General features: G+C 54.9%; 23 protein-coding genes and 2 pseudogenes. 16 read left to right on the top strand and 9 right to left on the bottom strand.

What is annotated here, in order from left to right; genetic code table 11:
- The first annotated feature begins 6 nt into the window (after positions 1-6).
- The 5 genes from urtD (at position 7) to EDF78_RS10295 (ending at position 2,631) form a co-directional block, all read left to right on the top strand.
- Positions 7-804, top strand: coding sequence for an urea ABC transporter ATP-binding protein UrtD (gene urtD / locus EDF78_RS10310; protein WP_095925240.1), 798 nt, complete (start codon positions 7-9; stop codon positions 802-804).
- A gap of 11 nt (positions 805-815) precedes the next feature.
- A complete protein-coding gene (gene urtE / locus EDF78_RS10305; protein WP_014333364.1) occupies positions 816-1,514 on the top strand; it encodes an urea ABC transporter ATP-binding subunit UrtE in 699 nt (232 codons plus the stop codon).
- Between the two features lie 181 nt (positions 1,515-1,695).
- Positions 1,696-1,854 (top strand): hypothetical protein, encoded by a 159-nt coding sequence (locus EDF78_RS25590; RefSeq protein ID WP_166654453.1) that lies wholly within the window; start codon positions 1,696-1,698, stop codon positions 1,852-1,854.
- Complete coding sequence (locus EDF78_RS10300) at positions 1,832-2,242, top strand: DUF2442 domain-containing protein (RefSeq protein WP_133823041.1); 411 nt, start codon at positions 1,832-1,834, stop codon at positions 2,240-2,242. Before EDF78_RS25590 ends, EDF78_RS10300 begins: the two co-directional genes overlap by 23 nt.
- A 5-nt stretch (positions 2,243-2,247) precedes the next feature.
- Positions 2,248-2,631: a hypothetical protein gene (locus EDF78_RS10295; protein WP_133823040.1), complete on the top strand. Its 384-nt coding sequence runs from the start codon at positions 2,248-2,250 to the stop codon at positions 2,629-2,631.
- Between the two features lie 62 nt (positions 2,632-2,693).
- On the opposite strand, the gene EDF78_RS10290 is transcribed toward EDF78_RS10295, so the two are convergent.
- A complete protein-coding gene (locus tag EDF78_RS10290) occupies positions 2,694-2,942 on the bottom strand; it encodes a GlsB/YeaQ/YmgE family stress response membrane protein (protein ID WP_013573417.1) in 249 nt (82 codons plus the stop codon).
- Between the two features lie 405 nt (positions 2,943-3,347).
- Here EDF78_RS10290 and EDF78_RS10285 point away from each other — a divergent pair, with 405 nt between their 5' ends.
- From EDF78_RS10285 to EDF78_RS10275, 3 genes are all read left to right on the top strand, one after another.
- Positions 3,348-3,605: a YdgH/BhsA/McbA-like domain containing protein gene (locus tag EDF78_RS10285; RefSeq protein ID WP_095923969.1), complete on the top strand. Its 258-nt coding sequence runs from the start codon at positions 3,348-3,350 to the stop codon at positions 3,603-3,605.
- 156 nt (positions 3,606-3,761) lie between these two features.
- Positions 3,762-4,397, top strand: a complete 636-nt coding sequence (locus tag EDF78_RS10280) for a LysE family translocator (protein WP_095923970.1) — start codon at positions 3,762-3,764, stop codon at positions 4,395-4,397.
- A 19-nt stretch (positions 4,398-4,416) separates the two neighbouring features.
- On the top strand, positions 4,417-4,863 hold the full coding sequence (locus EDF78_RS10275; protein ID WP_095923971.1) for a GNAT family N-acetyltransferase: 447 nt from the start codon (positions 4,417-4,419) through the stop codon (positions 4,861-4,863).
- On the opposite strand, the gene yfcF is transcribed toward EDF78_RS10275, so the two are convergent.
- Both yfcF and EDF78_RS25765 read right to left on the bottom strand, forming a co-directional pair.
- Positions 4,855-5,484 carry a glutathione transferase gene (gene yfcF / locus EDF78_RS10270; protein WP_095923972.1) on the bottom strand — a complete coding sequence of 210 codons (630 nt, stop codon included), beginning with the start codon at positions 5,482-5,484 and terminating at the stop codon, positions 4,855-4,857. The two genes, EDF78_RS10275 and yfcF, sit on opposite strands and share 9 nt — an antisense overlap.
- 146 nt (positions 5,485-5,630) lie before the next feature.
- Positions 5,631-5,825, bottom strand: a pseudogene (locus EDF78_RS25765) (methyl-accepting chemotaxis protein); the annotation flags it as partial.
- 283 nt (positions 5,826-6,108) lie between these two features.
- On the opposite strand from EDF78_RS25765, the gene EDF78_RS10260 reads away from it, so the two are divergent.
- Positions 6,109-6,648 carry a hypothetical protein gene (locus tag EDF78_RS10260; protein ID WP_095923973.1) on the top strand — a complete coding sequence of 180 codons (540 nt, stop codon included), beginning with the start codon at positions 6,109-6,111 and terminating at the stop codon, positions 6,646-6,648.
- Positions 6,649-6,659: 11 nt separating this feature from the next.
- Complete coding sequence (locus EDF78_RS10255; protein ID WP_243839442.1) at positions 6,660-7,133, top strand: GNAT family N-acetyltransferase; 474 nt, start codon at positions 6,660-6,662, stop codon at positions 7,131-7,133.
- On the opposite strand, the gene EDF78_RS10250 is transcribed toward EDF78_RS10255, so the two are convergent.
- A complete protein-coding gene (locus tag EDF78_RS10250; RefSeq protein ID WP_133823038.1) occupies positions 7,130-7,582 on the bottom strand; it encodes a GNAT family N-acetyltransferase in 453 nt (150 codons plus the stop codon). The two genes, EDF78_RS10255 and EDF78_RS10250, sit on opposite strands and share 4 nt — an antisense overlap.
- A gap of 29 nt (positions 7,583-7,611) precedes the next feature.
- Complete coding sequence (locus EDF78_RS10245) at positions 7,612-8,178, bottom strand: XRE family transcriptional regulator (RefSeq protein ID WP_133823037.1); 567 nt, start codon at positions 8,176-8,178, stop codon at positions 7,612-7,614.
- Between the two features lie 137 nt (positions 8,179-8,315).
- Here EDF78_RS10245 and EDF78_RS10240 point away from each other — a divergent pair, with 137 nt between their 5' ends.
- The 5 genes and pseudogenes from EDF78_RS10240 (at position 8,316) to EDF78_RS10220 (ending at position 12,990) form a co-directional block, all read left to right on the top strand.
- Positions 8,316-9,518, top strand: a complete 1,203-nt coding sequence (locus EDF78_RS10240) for a benzoate/H(+) symporter BenE family transporter (protein ID WP_133823036.1) — start codon at positions 8,316-8,318, stop codon at positions 9,516-9,518.
- Positions 9,519-9,640: 122 nt separating this feature from the next.
- Positions 9,641-10,672, top strand: a complete 1,032-nt coding sequence (gene idnD, locus EDF78_RS10235; protein WP_133823035.1) for an L-idonate 5-dehydrogenase — start codon at positions 9,641-9,643, stop codon at positions 10,670-10,672.
- A gap of 87 nt (positions 10,673-10,759) precedes the next feature.
- Positions 10,760-11,356, top strand: a complete 597-nt coding sequence (locus EDF78_RS10230; protein WP_095923979.1) for a DJ-1/PfpI family protein — start codon at positions 10,760-10,762, stop codon at positions 11,354-11,356.
- 129 nt (positions 11,357-11,485) lie between these two features.
- Positions 11,486-12,028 (top strand): annotated as a pseudogene (locus tag EDF78_RS10225) (isochorismatase family protein); the annotation flags it as partial.
- Between the two features lie 47 nt (positions 12,029-12,075).
- Positions 12,076-12,990: a helix-turn-helix domain-containing protein gene (locus tag EDF78_RS10220; protein ID WP_095923981.1), complete on the top strand. Its 915-nt coding sequence runs from the start codon at positions 12,076-12,078 to the stop codon at positions 12,988-12,990.
- Between the two features lie 200 nt (positions 12,991-13,190).
- Here the strand turns inward: EDF78_RS10220 and EDF78_RS10215 are convergent, their stop codons facing one another.
- The gene (locus tag EDF78_RS10215) at positions 13,191-13,733 is read right to left on the bottom strand and encodes a hypothetical protein (RefSeq protein WP_133823034.1); all 543 of its coding nucleotides are present in this window, start codon (positions 13,731-13,733) and stop codon (positions 13,191-13,193) included.
- Positions 13,734-13,895: 162 nt separating this feature from the next.
- On the bottom strand, positions 13,896-14,891 hold the full coding sequence (locus tag EDF78_RS10210; RefSeq protein WP_133823033.1) for an acyltransferase: 996 nt from the start codon (positions 14,889-14,891) through the stop codon (positions 13,896-13,898).
- Positions 14,892-15,128: 237 nt separating this feature from the next.
- Between EDF78_RS10210 and EDF78_RS10205 the strand changes: the two genes are divergently transcribed.
- The gene (locus tag EDF78_RS10205) at positions 15,129-16,367 is read left to right on the top strand and encodes an MFS transporter (RefSeq protein ID WP_095923983.1); all 1,239 of its coding nucleotides are present in this window, start codon (positions 15,129-15,131) and stop codon (positions 16,365-16,367) included.
- Positions 16,368-16,495: 128 nt separating this feature from the next.
- On the opposite strand, the gene EDF78_RS10200 is transcribed toward EDF78_RS10205, so the two are convergent.
- Both EDF78_RS10200 and EDF78_RS10195 read right to left on the bottom strand, forming a co-directional pair.
- Positions 16,496-18,034 carry an aldehyde dehydrogenase family protein gene (locus EDF78_RS10200; protein ID WP_095923984.1) on the bottom strand — a complete coding sequence of 513 codons (1,539 nt, stop codon included), beginning with the start codon at positions 18,032-18,034 and terminating at the stop codon, positions 16,496-16,498.
- 101 nt (positions 18,035-18,135) lie between these two features.
- The gene (locus EDF78_RS10195; protein WP_095923985.1) at positions 18,136-18,777 is read right to left on the bottom strand and encodes a glutathione S-transferase; all 642 of its coding nucleotides are present in this window, start codon (positions 18,775-18,777) and stop codon (positions 18,136-18,138) included.
- Between the last annotated feature and the right edge of the window lie 72 nt (positions 18,778-18,849).

The following is an 18,849-nucleotide window of genomic DNA, read 5'->3' as shown; positions in this document are numbered from 1 at the left end:
AGTCCGATGACCATGACCGAAGACCTGTTTACCCAGCCACATCTGGCGGACAGGCACCGTGAACAAACCGATCCGATTTTGCAGCTGGAAAACATTAACGTCAGCTTTGACGGATTTAAGGCGCTGACCAATTTGTCGCTGAACATCGGCGTCGGCGAATTACGCTGCGTCATCGGCCCGAACGGCGCGGGGAAAACCACGCTGATGGACGTGATCACCGGCAAAACCAAACCGCAAAGCGGGCGCGTTTTTTACGATCAGCGCACCGATCTGACCAAACTGGATCCGGTGCGCATCGCGCAGTCCGGCATCGGGCGCAAATTCCAGAAACCGACGGTGTTTGAGGCGCTGACCGTGTTCGAGAATCTGGAAATCGCGCAGAAAACCAATAAATCCGTATGGGCCTGTCTGCGCGCCAAAATGAACAGCGAGCAGCGCGACCGCATTGATGACATGCTCGGCACGCTGCGTCTGGCGGCGGAACGGCATCGTCCGGCGGGCCTGCTTTCGCATGGGCAGAAACAGTTTCTGGAGATCGGCATGTTGCTGGTGCAGGAACCGCATTTATTACTGCTCGACGAACCGGCAGCGGGCATGACCGACGCCGAAACCGAATACACCGCCGAGCTGTTCAAACAACTGGCGGGCAAACATTCACTGATGGTGGTCGAACACGATATGGGCTTTGTGGAAACCATCGCCGACCACGTGACGGTACTGCATCAGGGTCAGGTACTGGCCGAAGGGTCGCTGCGTGACGTGCAGGCCAACGAGCAGGTTATCGACGTGTATTTAGGGCGCTGAGGGATCGTATTATGTTGCAGGTAAATGAACTGAATCAGTTTTACGGCGGCAGCCACATTCTGCGCGGCCTGTCTTTTGAGGCAAAAATCGGTGAAGTGACCTGTCTGCTCGGGCGCAACGGCGTGGGAAAAACCACGCTGCTGAAATGCCTGATGGGGCTGATCCCGGCCAAATCCGGCACCATCCGCTGGCAGGATCAGGTGATCAACAGCCGCAAACCGCACCAGCGCGTGCAGGCGGGCATCGCCTATGTCCCGCAGGGTCGCGAAATTTTTCCGCGCCTGACCGTCGAAGAAAATCTGCTGATGGGTCTGTCGCGATTTTCCGGCAGCCACGCAAAACAGGTGCCGGATGAAATCTACCACCTGTTCCCGATCCTGCTGGAAATGAAACATCGCCGGGGCGGGGACTTGTCCGGCGGCCAGCAACAACAACTGGCCATTGGCCGCGCGCTGGCCTGTAAACCCAGCCTGCTGATCCTCGACGAACCGACCGAAGGCATTCAGCCGTCGGTGATTAAGGAAATCGGCGCGGTGATCAAACAGCTCGCCGCACGGGGTGACATGGCGATCCTGCTGGTCGAACAATTCTACGATTTCGCCGCCGAACTGGCCGACAGCTATCTGGTGATGTCACGCGGCAGCATCGTCAAACGCGGCCGTGGCGACGAAATGGAAGCCGAAGGCGTGCGGGGTCTGGTGGCGATTTAGCCCGCTGATAAAGTAACGCTCGCTTATTCCCCCCGTCAGGCCTACCATAAACCTAACTGCTAGGTTTATGGATAAACTCATGCCCACAATTCTGCGTTTTTCAGGATGGCTGATTATGGTGTACAGCCATGATCATCTGCCCCGTCATGTACATCTCCGGCGCGGAGATCAAAGAATCAAAATGGCTTTTGACCGTCATTCACTTAACTTCGATACCATGGAAATCTATGGTGTCGGCACGTTCGCGGAGATCAAAGGTTTGTTCCGTTATCTGGAAGCAAATATCGTCACGCTCAATGCTGAATGGGAGAAGATCCATGGCACCAATGACACGATTTGAAGCGGCATTAAAACGCGGGGAGCAAACGGCCAGCGACCCTTCCCGCCCTGTTTCTGTCGACTATCGTCCGGAGCAACATGCCTTTATGATCATGCACGGTAATGGCGTGGGCTATCTGATTAATATTGATTTGATAGCAGAACTTCAGCACGCCACTCAGGAGCAGCTGAACACCGCTGAAGTGGATGGTTTCAGTAAAGCATTGCGTGTTCCGGCATGCGATGTGGATATCTATCTGCCAGGGTTGCTGGCAAAAATTCTTTTTGATGCCAGTGATTTACAAAAAATTGTGGCATCGGTTAATGGCGCGATGCGCAGTGCTGCGAAAGCCAATGCCAGCAGGGTAAACGGCAAAAAAGGCGGACGTCCGCGTAAAAATGCAGAGTGAAGTTAATGCCAAAAATCAAAAGTCAGGAAGCCCTGGTGCGTCAGCGTAAACGCTGGGTCGTGCTGGCGGTGCTGATGGCGGTGATCGCCGCAGGCCATCAGTGGTGGAAACAGGGGAAGCTGGTTTCGGAGCAGTGGAGTCCGAATAAAGAGTATGTGGTGCGTGAGTACAAGACGTTTGAATTTATCCCGCGCATGACCATGCCGGGCGACGGCGGGCATTATTCCGGCTATATGCGTGTCTACAACCGCGACGGCAAACAGTTTTACGAGGAGTATTCTGACCTGCTCGATTTTATCGAAGGACCGTTCTGGGCGAAGGAAGGCGTGTACTGGATGGGCAATGAAAATCAGGACATCGTGCGGCTGCCGACGTCGCCGGTGGAGTGATTCACAGACAAAAAAAGCCGCGACCTGCGCGGCTTTTCACATCTCAACCTAAGGTCGATACCTTAGCTTCTGACTTTACGGTAGATAAACAGTACGACGATCGCACCAATCACGGCGACAACGAAGCTGCCGAAGTTGAATCCGTCAACGCGACCAAAACCGAAGAACGTACTGATGTACCCGCCCACGACGGCACCTACAACACCCAGGACTACGGTCAGAATAAATCCGCCGCCATCTTTGCCAGGCATGATCCACTTAGCCAGAATACCTGCAATCAGACCAAAGATAATCCAGGATAAAATTCCCATTTTCGACTCCTCCGAATAAATTTCCGTTACCGTGAATATTGTTCAGCCAAGTCAGCCAAACAAAAGCAGAACGTTTCGCGCTCTGCGAGCAGAACGTGTGTTTTACACGAACGCCCCTCTTCTTGAACTGCAATCAAAGTCTAGCACCGATTCTACAAAACCGCCCAAAATCAGCAGGAAGGAAGAAAAACGCAGAGAAATCTAAGGCAATTTCAGGCTGTGTCAGCACGAATGCGGTTACGTCAGCTACCCGCATTCGCACGTAAAACTGCGTAAAAAGTAGACCAAATATTTTGAATGAGATACTCAAATCAATCCGTTTTTCATCTCCGCCAGACAGGCCTATTATACATTCATCGAAAGGCAACCACCTTTCACTCTCATAACCTGAATGGATGAATCATCATGAAAAACGTCAAAATTTTTGCTGTAGCTGCCACCCTCTCTCTGATTTCTTTCGGTAGCTTCGCGGCAGAGCAGATCACTCAGCCTTCCGGCGACATGCAAAAAATCGGTGTGATTTCCGCAGCCAACTCCACCACAATCGGCGGCCTGGAAGCGAAACTGTCTCAACAAGCGAAAGAAGCCGGTGCCTCTTCTTACCGCATCATCTCCGTGACCGGTAACAACAAACTGCACGCTGACGCTGAAATCTACAAATAATCGCCTGCGAAAAACCCTCTGAAAAGCCTGTGGAAGCCCGACTTCCACAGGCTTTTTTATTTGCCAGTATTTTTATGCCGAATTTCGTTTAAATTCGCGATTGCAACTCTCCCATCCTGTTCACTATTCTGGTTTTTTCGCTCATCAGGAAAAGCCATGACCGTTACCGAATCTCTCCTTTCTTATGCACTTGCTGCCGGAATTTTAACGCTGACACCGGGCCTGGATACCGCATTGGTTCTGCGCACGGCGGCCAGTCAGGGCAGCAAAAAAGCATTATTGTCAGCATTTGGCATCAGTACCGGCTGTCTTATCTGGGGCGCGATGGTGGCGCTCGGCTTAGGCGCGGTTCTTGCGGCGTCTGAAATGGCATTTACACTGCTTAAGTGGACCGGCGCAGCTTATCTGGCCTGGCTCGGTTTGCAGATGCTGCTCAAACCGCGGAGCGAAATGAACATGTCCGCGCCGGAGGGCAGCGGGAAAGTGTTGCGCATCGGCAATTCTCCGTTCATAAGGGGATTGTTTGGCAATGTGCTGAACCCGAAAGTCGGCGTATTTTATGTTTCTTTCCTGCCGCAGTTTGTCGCTACCGGCTATCCGGTCGGGCCTTATATTTTTGGGCTCGCCGCCATGCACGCCGTGATCGGCACACTCTGGTCCATCACCATGATTTCCGCCACGCGGCCGTTATCGCGCTGGTTGCGCCGCCCCGCAGTGGTCAGAACGCTTGATCGCTTAACTGGCACCGTTTTTCTTGCCTTTGCAGTACGACTCGCCACGACAAAACGTTAACGATAAAAGGAATCCTGTCATGAAGACCCGTCTCAGCCATGCCCCGACCGAAAACGATCTCGAGGAGATCAAAACGGCACTGCGTAATTTCAACAGAAACTTTGTCCCGCAATCGAAATTCCGCGCATTAGGTATTTTTGTGGAAGATGAACAGGGTAACAAACAGGCGGGCATTGTGGCGGAAACGGTCGGCAAGTGGATGTACATTCAGATGCTGTGGGTGGATGAATCGCTGCGTGGACAGGATGTCGGCACGCAGCTGATAACAGAAGCGGAAGAAGAAGCCAAAGCGCGGGGCTGCCGGTATTCGCTGGTCGATACATTCAGTTTTCAGGCGCGGCCTTTCTACGAACGTATGGGCTATCACATGCAGATGGCGCTGGAAGATTACATCGCCGATACCCGCGCGCCGGACGATGCGCCCTCGACGCATACCCGGTTTTTTCTGACCAAAACCTTAGGCTGAAAGCGCCAGCCATTCCTTAACCGATGGCCGCTGCCATTGCGCTTCTGCGTAAGCGGCCAGTTTTTCCGGCATCACATCACCGTTCAGATGCAGACGGTTGAGCATCAGCGCCAGATCGACATCCGCAATACTCCATTCGCCAAATAAATGTTCTTTATCCCCCAGCAAACGCTCTGCGGCGGCATACAGTTTTTCGGCTGCCTGCTGCCCTTTTTCACTGAGTGCCGGGCGTTTTGCGCCGGCAAACACCACTTCTGTCGAACGCTCCTCACGGATCGGCATCAGATCACTGCGCAGCCACGCCTGCACTTCACGCGCTTTAGCGCGATTTTCCGGATCGGCCGGATAGATAGCCGGAAACGTCGGCGCCGGGAAAAGCGCTTCAACGTACTCATCAATCGCCGACGATTCGGATAACACAAAGGTGCCGTTGGTCAGCGTCGGAACGCGACGGGTCATGGACAGCGCCGAATAGGTTTCTTTCAGGTTCTCCGCATCTGCCAGGCTGACCGTTTCCAGTTCAAACGGAATGCCCTTTTCAGTCAGCGCCACAAAAGCAGACATCACGTATGGACTGAAAAAATCAGCATCAGAGTACAAAATCAGTGAAGGCTGGCTCATGGAAATCTCCTGAAAAAATAAAGCAAAAGGAAGAAAAACATAGCGCAGAAAGCGGGGGGTGTCGTTAAAAACTCGTTCAGAGAACGCTTTAATACCCCCTCCCCACCTCCCCCTTCGCAGGGGGAGGAGCAAAAACGCGATCTGCTCCCCTGCTCACCTGCACGCGCGGCTTCAACCGCGGCGTTCAGCGCCAGAATGTTAGTCTGGAATGCAATGCCATTAATCACGGACGTGATCTCAGAGATACGCCGCGAACTGTCGTCAATATCGCCCATAATACCGACAACATCCGTCATGATGCTGTCACCCTTACCGGCAATTTTGGTGGCATTGGCGGTCAGCTCTGGCCGCCGGTGAAAGCGCCTGCATATGACTCATAAAACTACCCCGGAACAGAAAAACGTACAGTGAAAACTCACGATGAAATAACGCGGATAATCTGTCCCTGATGCTGGCCCGGCAGAAGCGGGAATTCCGTTATCGTCTGAATTATCGGCAACAGGCGGAGAAGCTATAGCCAAAACGGTAAAAAACCGTCCCGTAAAGATAAACGTTCGCATCCTGCGCCGCTCTCCCTATACTGCTGTTATGTCGGCTGATTCAGCACCTGTTCAGGAAACTCCTATGAAGTCATGGTTCTTACCACTTCTGCTGCTCGCGCCGCTCTGTTCGCAGGCTGCTTCCACACCGAAAGAAATCAAAGCGCGTTTCAGCCAGTTTAAGATCGGGGATAAAACCATCTGCCTTGATGACGTGACGTACGCCAACAACAGCAAGATGAAAGTCATTGAGAACGGCTTTGTGGTCGCGAAGCGTAAAAATGTGCTGGTTTACCAGAGCAATACGTTGTTTTTGCTCGGCAATGACATCACGGTTAACATCAAAGCGGTGATCGAAAGCCGGGCGGGGAAAACCGCGTTCAGTAATCAGTTCAAGCAGGCGATGATCAAGGTAGACGGGCTGGATGATCCGGCGCGGGCGAATGAGAAAGCCAAAATCATTCAGTCTTTCGAAGAGGTGATCGCCGATAAGCACAATGAAACCCCTTACAGCTCCGTCGCGCTGACCGATAAGGGCTACATCATCACGCAGGTTGAAAGCCATTCAACCACCATCAGCGAATGCTATGTCACGCCGTATAAAAAGGCGGAAACCAGTCAGTAAATCAGAGGGAAATGATGACCGTTTTAGTGCCCATGAGTGCCGGATTTTATGTAGAATTTGCCGAACAACTGGCGAAGGATTATGCCGAAGAGAACGTGACCGCCGGTCTGTGGCGGGCGGATACCGCGCTGGAACGCGCGCGAAGTTCGACGCAAAGCGCGTTGCCACAGGGCATCGATACGCCGGACAATTATCTTTATGAAATCCGCGCAGAAGAACACAGCGAAACGGCAGGCTATCTGTGGTTCGCGAACGTGGAACGCTACGGCGTGCGCAGCGCGTTTGTGTATGAGCTGACGGTCTTCCCGCAATTTCGCCGTCAGGGCCATGCCGCTGCGGCATTTCGGTTGATGGAAGACCGCCTGCGCGATCTCGGGAGTGTGGCAATTGAGCTGAATGTGTTCGCCAGCAACCCCGGTGCGCAGGCGTTGTACGCCAGCCTGGGTTACGTCACCACCAAAATGAATATGCGCAAACCGCTTTAGCGCTGATACTTAATAAAGTCAGTCAGCGTACCAATACGGTCATACAATTTGCGGGCCGTATGGTTAGTGGTTTTCGTCGTCCAGTACACATTGGCTTTCTGATTCTCGTCGGCGTAAGCGTACACCGCTTCAATCAGTTTTTGCCCGATCCCCAGTTTTCGCGCGGCGTCATCGACGTATAAATCCTGCAAATACACCACCTGCTGCATATGCCAGCCGTGATCGTGATTGATACAGTTCACCAGCCCCACCAGTTTTCCCTGATGTTCAGCCACATAGCCAAACATATCGGCATAATCAGGCTGCGATAACCGCCGGAAGGTGTAATCGAACTGCGCCGGATCGAGCGTTGACTGATAAAAATCCAGATAATCGCGCCATAACACTTCCCAGCTGTCGCGATCAGCGGGGGTTAACGGACGGATCACCACATCGTGCGGCTGGCTCATCGGGTCATTCTCCTCAGGAAATGAAAAGGTTACGGGCGTGACTGCGGATAATGTATCAGGTCGTGGAAACGCACGGAATGCCCGCTGTCGTTGCGGTATCCGTGCGGGCAATCGGCGACAAAACGCAGCGCCTCACCGGCGCGGAGAAGGCGCGTCACGCCATCAACGGTCAGCGTCAGTTCCCCGTCGATCACAATCACATGCTCAATCACGCCCGCTTCATGCGGTGTGGATTCGCTGCATCCGCCCGGCTCGAGATCGATCACAAACATGTCCATCCGCAGCGTGGCGTCATAAGGAAACAGCGGCACCACGCGCATCCCCGAGGTCGCGCTGTCGAACGTGGTCAGCAGGCCATGCCGATGCAACGCCGCCGACTGCGCGGGCGGGGTTTCGAGAAATTCTGAAAACGAGACATTCAGCCCGCTGGCGATTTTCCACAGCGTTGCCACCGTCGGGCTGGATTCGCCACGCTCAATTTGTCCGAGCATCGCCTTGCTGACACCGGTGTGTTCAGCCGTCTGGCTGAGGCTCCAGCCGCGCTGGCTGCGCACGGCCTTCAGCTGGCTGCCAATATGGCGGGTGAGTTCCTGCATTGTGTCTCCTCTGCGACGATGATCGTTCATCGCGATTGTGCGTTATAACGCACAGTGATATCTTGAGCGCATCGAATGTGCGCTATAACGCACAACAGCATACCGCCAGTGGCCGGTAACCAGAAGGATTTTCACCCATGGCTTCGCGTTTCAGTGTGCAGGATCTTACCTTTTCGGCGGTGATCGCCGGATTTGTGGCGGTTTTAGTCGGATATACCAGCTCGGCGGCGATTATCTTTCAGGCGGCGGAAGCGGCGGGTGCCAGCGTCGCACAGATTGGCGGCTGGCTGAGTATGCTGGGGCTGGGCATGGGCGTCACCAGCATCGGTCTTTCGCTGTATTACCGCACGCCGGTAGTGACCGCCTGGTCCACGCCCGGCGCGGCGTTGCTGGTCACCAGCCTGCCCGGCACCTCGCTGAATGACGCCATTGGTGTGTTTGTGTTTGCCACCGGGCTGATTCTGCTGTGCGGCGTGACCGGCCTGTTCGCCCGGCTGATGCATTACATTCCGCAGGCACTTTCGGCCGCCATGCTCGGCGGCATTCTGCTGCGTTTCGGGCTGAACGCGTTTACCTCGCTGCAAAGTCATTTCGCCCTCGCGGGCAGCATGTGTCTGGTGTATCTGCTGGCGAAACGCGCCCTGCCGCGCTATGCGGTGGTGCTCGCGCTGGCCGCCGGCCTGATTGTCGCCGGTTTACAGGGCGATATTGCGCTGCACGGCCAGACACTGACCTTCGCGGCACCGGCGTTTGTGATGCCGCATTTCACGCTTTCGTCGATGATCGGCATCGGCATTCCGTTTTTTGTCGTCACCATGGCCTCGCAAAATGCGCCGGGGATCGCCACGCTGAAAGCCCACGGCTATCACCTGCCCGTTTCCCCGCTGATTTCCTGGACCGCGCTGACGGCGTTAGTTTTAGCGCCGTTCGGCGGTTTTACCGTCTGTATCGCCGCCATTACCGCCGCGATCTGCATGGGTGAAGATATTCATCCTGATCCGAAAAAACGCTATATGGCTGCCGTCGCGGCAGGCATTTTCTATCTGATCGCGGGCGTGTTTGGTGGCTCGATCGGCATGGTCTTTACCGCGCTGCCGGAGGCGCTGATCCACACCATCGCCGGGCTGGCGTTACTCGGCACCATTGCGGGCAGCCTGTACCGCGCTCTGGAAAACGAAAAACAGCGCGATGCGGCGATCATTACATTTCTGATCACCGCGTCCGGCGTCACGCTGCTGGGCGTCGGCTCAGCATTTTGGGGGCTGGCGGGCGGTGTGATCACGCATCTGATCCTCAGCATTCCGGCGCGAAACCGTGATAACTCCGCCGGGAAAGGTTGAGTGCGTTCAAGTTATGGGTAACAGGTTTTCGTAACACGGCACAAAGTGACGACGGTCACATTTTCCGGCGGGTAAACCCTCTTTACTGGGCGCAATCAGGCCCTTTAAAGAGCGAGAATTCCATGACTATCAGCACGCAATCTTGTGTCGTGACCGGGAAAAAAGACGTTTCAGTGATCAACCAGACCCTCGACTACACCGGCCAGGGCACGCTGGTGAAAATCACCCGTGGCGGCATCTGTGGTTCCGATCTGCATTATTACGAACACGGTGCCGTCGGTGATTTCAAAGTGCGCGAGGCAATGGTGCTGGGCCATGAAGTGGTGGGTGTAGTGGAGAAATCCGACAACCCGCGTTTGCAGCCCGGTCAGAAAGTGGCGCTGAATCCGAGTAAGCCATGCAAGGCCTGCAAATATTGCCTGTCCGGCGACGAAAACCAGTGCACCACCATGAAATTCTTCGGCAGCGCGATGTACTTTCCGCACATCAACGGCGCGTTCACACAATATAAAATTGTCGACAGCGACCAGTGCATTCCTTACGACAATCAGGTCAGCGACCGTCTGATGGTGTTCGCCGAGCCGCTGGCTGTCGCCATTCATGCAGTGAATCAGGCGGGTGATATTCATGGCAAAACCGTGTTTGTTTCCGGCGTCGGCCCGATTGGCTGCCTGATCGTGCTGGCGGCGAAAGCCAAAGGCGCAGCGCAAATCGTGGTGACAGACCCGAGCGAACGTTGCCGCACGCTGGCACTGGCGGTAGGCGCAAGCAAAGCGCTGGATGCCGCACAGGGTGATTTCAGCGAATATCAGGCGGAGAAAGGCTTTTTCGATGTGGCCTTTGACGCCTCCGGCCATCCGTCTTCCATCCGCCGCTGTCTGGAAGTGACCCGTGCGCGCGGCACGCTGGTGCAGGTCGGTATGGGGCCGGTGGTGAATGAATTCCCGCTGATGATGCTGATTGCCAAAGAAATTAACTGGGTCGGCAGCTTCCGCTTCACTGAAGAATTCAACACGGCAGTGGAATGGCTGGCGAATAAAACCGTTGATCCGATGCCGTTGCTGTCGGCGGAATTCCCGCAGGAAAGTCTGGTGGAAGCACTGGACTACGCGATGGATAAATCCAAAGCGTCGAAAGTGCAGCTGGTTTTCTAGTTCACTCTGCAACGCCACTCACAATATCAAAACAACGTTTCATTTTATGATGTCCTCTGATTTTTATCCTCAGAGGACTTTTGCATTATGGTAAAGGACAACGCGAAGAAACAGGTCGCCCTGCTGCTGGCCGACGGATTTGAAGAAGGCGAAGCGGTGATTGTGCTCGATATTCTCGAGCGGCTGGAGATTCAGGTCACCACGCTGGCCTGCCAGAAAAGTCAGACGCTGCGCACCTATCACGGCATTCAGATGCAGGCCAACGAATTGCTGTCTGCGCAGGGCGACCGTTTATTCGATGCCGTGGTGATGCCCGGCGGACCGGAAGGATCCGTGGCGCTGGCGGCCAGCAAAGAAGTGGCAGAGTTTGTCCGCCGTCACGACGAGGCCGGTAAACTGATTTGCCCGCTGTGCTCCGCTGCCGCCCGCGTGCTGGGCGGAAATGGCCTGCTGAAAGGCCGCCGCTATGTCTGCTCCGGCGATTTATACAAAGACGTGAAAGACGGCGTTTACGTCAATCAGTCCTTTGTGGAAGACGGCAATTTGCTCAGCGGCAAAGGGCTGGGGCTGGCGTTTGATTTCGCATTCCAGCTGGCTTACCGCCTGACCGGCAATGCCGAAGCCACCAATTTCCAGGCCGATCATATCGATTATCACCACTGGCGCGCCGATCAGAAACTTTGATCAAAAAACAGAACCGATGGCGGATGGCGCAGGTCGTCCGCCCCGGTCAGTATCCTGTCCGTTTTTGGCATTCATCTCATCTTAATTCAGGCGCACACTGACTTCACACTCAACAGATGGAGTCCGGAAATGACACACAGCGCCCTGTTAAATATCGACGTTCAGCGTTCCTTCGAACATAAAGACTTCTGGCAGCAGGAAGATTTACCGGCGTTCAGCGACGCGTTAACCCGCCTGATCGACGGCTGTCAGACCCGCAACGTGCCGGTCATCGACGTATTTCACGTCAATCCGGATGGCGTGTTTTCGCTGGATTCCGGCCTGGTGACACCGATGTCTTTCCTCACCCATCAGCCGCAACATGTCGTGCATAAACACGTGCATAACGCCCTGACAGAATCCGGCCTCGACGGCTGGCTGCGTGAAAAAGGCATCACGCATCTGATCATCGCCGGAACACGCACCGAACAGTGCTGCGAAACCACGGCACGCGTGGCCTCCGACCTGGGCTACACAGTGACTTTCGTGACCGAAGCGACACTGACCTTCCCGATGACCCACGCCAGCGGCGTCACACTGAGCGCGCAGGAGATCAAATTGCGTACCGAACTGGTGCTCGCCGACCGCTTTGCCACCGTGACCGACGTGAGCGGTGCGCTGGCGGAACTCGACCGCGCTGTGTGAAGATAGCGTTTTCCCCTGCGGACGGATGAAACACGATGCAGCGAAATGTCTACTTTGTGACGCTCCCCGGCGTGATGTCGCTGGATCTGACCGGTCCGGCTGAAGCGCTGCGCCTGAGCGGTCAGTTCCGGCTGCACTACATCGGGCCGCAGCCGGAAGTGATGATGTCGACAGGCCTGACGGTCAGCCATTTGCAGCCACTCCCGCAAGGTCTGCCCGCAGGCAGTATTCTGATCATGCCCGGCGTCGCCGAATCCGCCGAAAACTTTACCTCGCCGGTGGCGCTGACCGCCTGCGACTGGCTGCGTCAGCAGAAAAGCGCCATTGAGGCGGGGAGTTTAACGTTAGTCTGCATCTGTTCCGGCAGCCTGCTGGCCGGAAAAGCCGGGCTGCTCGATGGCTATCAGTGCACCACGCACCACGACGTGATCGACCGTTTACGCCAGCAGGTACCCGCCGCGCAGGTAAAAGATAACCGGATATTTGTCGAAGACCGTTCGGTGCTGACCAGCGCCGGTATCAGTGCCGGTATCGATCTGGCGCTGCATCTGATCGCCACACATCTGGGCGCGCAGGCCGCGCTGGATGTCGCCCGCGAAATGGTGGTGTATTTCCGCCGTGGCGGTGATGACCCGCAGCTTTCTCCGTGGCTGCGTTACCGCAATCACCTGCACCCTGCCGTGCACCGCGCGCAAAACCTGATGGCCGCCGAACCGGAATCCGCCTGGCAGGTGGAAGATGTCGCCGCCAAAGCGCACATCAGCGGCCGCCACCTCACCCGTTTGTTCCGCCAGCATCTGGGGATCAGCGTGCGCGATTACCACGAACAACTGCGCATCGCCGTCGCACAACAACGCCTGCAACAAGGCGCGGGGATCGAAAAAGCCGCACTCGCCGCCGGATTCTCGTCAGCAAGGCAGTTCAGACGGGCGCAGGAGCGGTGGCGTTAGGCACAAGGCAGATTGCAAGTTGAGCAACAAATGAGTAAAATTTTACCCACTGACGGTTTGTGGGACTGAATAGCTACGCTAAACAGTACGTCGGTGTCTGCCTCTAAAGGCCGCTGGCCGTGCCGCGATAAGATGAAAATCTAAAGACCTCCGCCTGAAGCTGTAAAAAAACAAAAAAGCGACCCAGTGTCGCTTTTTTGTTATCTGCGCCTTGTTGGCAATTTAATGCCTTTCATCCTCGCATCAAAAATATGCCAAAAACTGAATCTTCCATTTACGCCAACCGGGCCAGCCCATTTCTCTCTCGGGTAACTGGTCATCACTTTTAATCGTATATCGTTTGCCGGATGTTTATTTTTTGTTATTTCGAAAAACAAACAATAATCCACACCCATGTAATGTTCTTCCAGATAATAAAATGTTTCATAATGCTGATGTAACGTTCGCCCTAATAAAGCATTTTCATTGATCAGTTTCCTTATAAGCTCCGGTAAGCGAAACGAATAAGAATAACGTTCCGGGCAAAAATATCGCTGATGTTTTCCGGGAGCCTGCGGATAAACCCACAATTCTGACTCAGCCTGATGCGCTGTGAAACAATGATCCGTGTAGACAACAAAAATACGTAACTGACGGGCAGGGAAATTGTCACTGGCTGGCCTGACAGCAATGATGGTCGACGCCCGGAGGTGATCAAGCGCATAAATTACACCGTTTATTTCAAAGGGCAGCCAGAATGTCATGATAGTTCGCCTGAAAAAAGGAAGCGAAATAATATCCGGAACAAAATGACAAAGATAATAAAATAGATTAATCGTGGCAGGACGGATGAATAAAATAAGAATATTATATTGATAATATAATGCGCGATTATTCATGACGCGTATAAATAATCAATCTTGCTTTCAGCTCACCCAGTTCCTTCGGTCTATTTTCCCCAGCGCCATTGCCAGTAATAAACCGCAGCCCAGTCCGCAGATAAACAGCCAGATGATGTTCAGCAGCGGGAATTGCGGGAAGTCGAGATGCTGGCTGCGCAGGCCGATGATGATTAACGCATGAAATCCGTAGATCGCCAGTGAATGACGTGAGATCAGCGCAAATCCCGGCAGGATGCGCTGTGTCAGCGCATTTTTGAACGCCAGAAACAGCGATATGGCGGAGATAAACACCAGCGGGCCGCTGTAGACGTAGAAGGTATCGGCGAAATTCTGGTTAATCTGCATCTGCCGGTAGGTGCCCGTGGCAATCGCCAGGGTGCTGAGGATAAACAGGCCGCCAGCCGCCAGCGTGACCGCCGTTCTCCCGGTATTAAGCTGGCTGATGGCGCGCCCCATCAGGGCATAAAGGACGTAGTAGAAGGTATCGCCGCTGATGTACAAATCCAGTGGCAGAAGGTGGATTTTCTGCCATGTCACCTCAGGAAGCTGCGGATTCGCCAGCACACCGAGCAACATTCCCGCGATCAGTACGTATTTTCCCGGGACGGCCTTAACGTTAATCAGCGGGGAAAGCAGGTAAATCACGATGATCGCGTAGAAGAACCAAAGATGATAAAACACCGGTTTTTCCAGCATCAGACGCAAAGATGGCCAAAATCCGATTTTTGTCATCGTGAGGATATAGAGAAGCGAGACAGCGCTGTAGAACAGCAGGCATAACGTGACGCGCAGGAAATGCCGTTTTTGCGCGCTCTTTTCGCCAAAGAACAACGCACCGGAAATCATAAAGAACAGCGGCACACAGACCCGTGACGCGGAATTAAGCAGGTTTGCCACCGTCCATTCAGCCGTATGCACCGCAGCGAAATTGACCACCAGCGACGTGCTGGCGTGGATCATCACCACCATCATGCAGGCGAGCGCGCGCAGGTTGTCAATCCAGCTGATTTTTTGGCTCATTCCCGGCAATTTCCTTCTTATCGATGGGGTGTTTGCAGCCTAGCCAGCTTTTGAACGGCAAACAAGGTAAAAGTGCCGATCTCAGATTGTGCTGAAGGTGAATCGGAAGATTGCGTTGCGCTCAAATAATCGGCAAAATAGCCAGCATTACTGCCTCGCCTGCGAAACCCGCCCGGACAGTCTCTTATTTTCTGCTAATTTTCAACCGATTAGCCTTACGTCTGTGAATAACTAAAAATGCATAATTCTCCAAATACTGCGTCCCTTCTGGGGCGGCAGGCGCTTTTGTTCCCTCTGTGCCTGGTGCTGTTCGAGTTTGCGACCTATATCGGCAACGATATGATCCAACCCGGCATGCTGGCCGTCGTGGCTAATTTTAATGCCGGGGAAGAATGGGTGCCGACATCCATGACCGCGTATCTGGCAGGCGGCATGTTCCTGCAATGGCTGCTCGGACCGCTGTCCGACCGGCGCGGGCGTCGTCCGGTGATGCTGGCGGGCGTCAGCTTTTTCATCATCACCTGTCTGGCGATTTTGTTCGCACAAAACATCGAGCAGTTTATGGTGATGCGTTTCCTGCAGGGCATCAGCCTGTGCTTTATTGGCGCCGTCGGCTATGCCGCGATACAGGAATCCTTCGAGGAATCGGTGTGTATCAAAATCACCGCCATGATGGCCAACGTCGCCCTGATTGCGCCACTGCTCGGTCCGCTGGCCGGTGCGGCGCTGATCCACGTTGCGCCGTGGCAGTCGATGTTTGTGATTTTCGCCGTGCTCGCCGCGATTGCGTTGTGGGGCTTGTGGAAATCGATGCCGGAGACCGCTTCCCGTCTGGGCGAACCCTTCTCCATGCCGAGTCTGCTGCGCGATTACAAACACGTGCTGAAAAACCGCCAGTTCCTGTGCGGCGCACTGGCGATTGGTTTTGCCAGCCTGCCGCTGCTGACATGGATTGCGCAGTCGCCGGTGATTTTAATCAGTGGCGAAGGCTTAGCGGCCTACGATTACGGCCTGTTGCAGGTGCCGATTTTCGGCGCGCTGATCATCGGTAACGTGACGCTGGCGCGCCTGTCCGGCAAACGCACCGTCGAATACCTGATTAAGCTGGGTGCAGGCCCGATGGTGGCCGGTCTGCTGATCGCCGCGGCGGCCACGCTGGTTTCCGCCCATGCGTATTTGTGGATGACTGCCGGTCTGAGCCTGTATGCCTTCGGGATTGGTGTGGCGAATGCCGGTTTGTACCGCCTGACGCTGTTCTCCAGCGACATGAGCAAAGGCACAGTCTCCGCCGCGATGGGCGTCATCAGTATGTTGATCTTCACGCTGGGCATTGAGCTGGCAAAAGTGGCTTACGTCGAAGGCGGCGCGGGGATGTTCAACATGTTCAACCTGTTAAGCGGCCTCGCCTGGCTGGCGCTGGTCGCGGTGTTCCTGCGCAGCCGTCAGGTGGTTCTGCCGCCGAACAGCGTGGTGTGATTCGATCTGAGTCGTCTGCAAAACCCCCTCCCCGCCTCCCCCTTCGCAGGGGGAGGAGTAAAAGCACCGACCTGCTCCCTCCCCTGCGAAGGGGAGGGCTGGGGTGGGGTATTAATGGCAACTCAGAATCAGAAAAGCCCCATCGGTTTACTCGAATAACTCACCAGCAGGCACTTGGTTTGCTGATAGTGATCCAGCATCATCTTGTGGGTTTCACGCCCGATACCGGACTGTTTGTAGCCACCGAATGCCGCGTGCGCCGGATAGGCGTGGTAGCAGTTGGTCCAGACACGGCCTGCCTGAATGTTACGCCCCATGTGATACGCCACGTTGCCGTCACGGCTCCAGACGCCCGCCCCTAATCCGTACGCCGTATCGTTGGCGATTTGCAGCGCCTCATCCATGTCTTTGAAGGTGGTTACCGCCAGCACCGGTCCGAAAATTTCTTCCTGGAAAACACGCATGTTGTTTTTACCCAGCAAAATTGTCGGTTGCAGGTAATAACCCTCGTTCAGCGAGCCTTCGAGTTTTTTCTTCGCGCCGCCGGTCAGCACTTCCGCGCCCTCTTGCTTCCCGATTTCGATGTAATCCAGAATGGTTTTCATCTGTCCGGCAGATACCTGCGCGCCCATCTGGGTTTCGATATCCAGCGGGTTACCGGTTTTGATGGCTTCGACGCGTTTGATGGCGCGTTCCATAAAGCGTTCGTAGATCGACTCCTGCACCAGCGCGCGGCTCGGACAGGTACAGACTTCGCCCTGATTGAAGGCGAACAGCGCAAAGCCTTCCAGCGCTTTGTCGAAGAATTCGTCCTCTTTATCCATCACATCCGCGAAGAAGATATTCGGCGATTTGCCGCCCAGTTCCAGCGTCGCCGGGATCAGGTTTTGTGCGGCATAACCGGCAATTTGCTGGCCGACTTCCGTCGAACCGGTAAACGCCACTTTCGCGATGCGTTTGGACGTCGCCAGATATTCGCCGATTTCCCCGCCCGCGCCGTTGACCACGTTGATGACCCCGGCAGGCAGGATATCCTGCACCAGCTCCATCAGCAGCAGGACGGAAAGCGGCGTCAGTTTGGCCGGTTTGAGCACGATGCAGTTACCTGCCGCCAGCGCCGGTGCCATTTTCCAGCAGGCCATCAGCAGCGGGAAGTTCCACGGGATGATTTGCGCCACCACGCCCAGCGGTTCGTGGAAATGATAGGCGACAGTTTCGCTGTCGATTTCGCTGATCCCGCCTTCCTGAGCACGCACGCAGGAGGCGAAATAACGGAAGTGGTCGATGGCTAACGGCACGTCAGCGCCGCTGGTTTCGCGGATCGGTTTACCGTTATCCCAGGTTTCAGCATTTGCCAGCAGTTCGATGTTTTGTTCCATGCGATCGGCGACTTTCAGCAACAGATTTGCCCGCTGCTGCACCGGCATTTTGCCCCATTCGTCTTTGGCTTTATGGGCGGCATCCAGCGCCAGATCGACGTCTTCGGTGCCGGAGCTGGCAACTTTGCACAGCACTTCGCCGGTTACCGGCGTCAGGTTGTCGTAATATTCATTTTTCACCGGCGCGACCCATTCACCGCCAATGAAATTGTCGTATTGTTTTTTGAGTTTGAGCGGGAAACCGTATTCTTCCGGTTTGACGGCATGAGGATTTTTATCATAAGCCATGATGGAACTCCTTTATGCAGCAGGTTTTAGCAGAACGCTGCATAAAGCGTAGGCGGTGGGTGTCTCTCAGGCGGGATGTAAAGAGAACTCTTCGAGCAGCTTCACACCTTTTTTGCTGCAACGCTGACGTTACCACTCCCCGGTGGTGTGGTGCGCGCAAAACTCTCGCGCTGGAACAGGCGCTCGACCAGTTTGATCAGCTCAGGATGCCCGACACACCAGCCCGGCGCGATACGCCGGAAGTTGAGGTAGCCCAGACAGCAGGCGACGGCGATATCAGCCACATTCAGGCTTTCGCCGTTAAGCAACGTGCGCTTTGCGGCATGGCTTTCCAGCGCATCCAGCCCGCGCAGCAGTTTTTCCCGCTGACGCAAAATCCAGGCTTCGTTACGCTTGTCGGCATCGCGCCGCCCTTCCATCACCAGCGCCACAGCGGCATCGGTGACGCCATCGGCCAGAGCTTCGATTTGCTTCACGCGCAGGGCGTCCAGCGGCTGCCACGGCAAAAGCGTCGGCGCGACATTCATCAGCTCGATGAACTGCACAATGATCGGGGAATCATAGAAAACTTCGCCGTCGTCGGTGACCAGCGCGGGGACTTTTCCGAGAGGATTGAACCGGGTAATTTTGCAGTCCGGTTCGTGGGGCGTGTCGTTGATGAAATCAAACGGGATGCCCTTTTCCAGCAACATCACCGAAATCTTTCGCACATACGGGCTGGTATAACTGCCGATCAACTTCATCAGACCCTCCTCGTTTTCGCCGGAACCTGTTTTAAAGCTAGCAGCCCTGCGCCTTCTTCGCCATGAAGCGAC

This window comes from Rahnella sp. BIGb0236, from assembly GCF_004364755.1.
Classification (GTDB): Bacteria; Pseudomonadota; Gammaproteobacteria; order Enterobacterales; family Enterobacteriaceae; genus Rahnella; species Rahnella victoriana.
The sequence above is the reverse complement of the archived record's forward strand: the minus strand, read 5'-3'. Positions and strand labels throughout refer to the sequence as shown.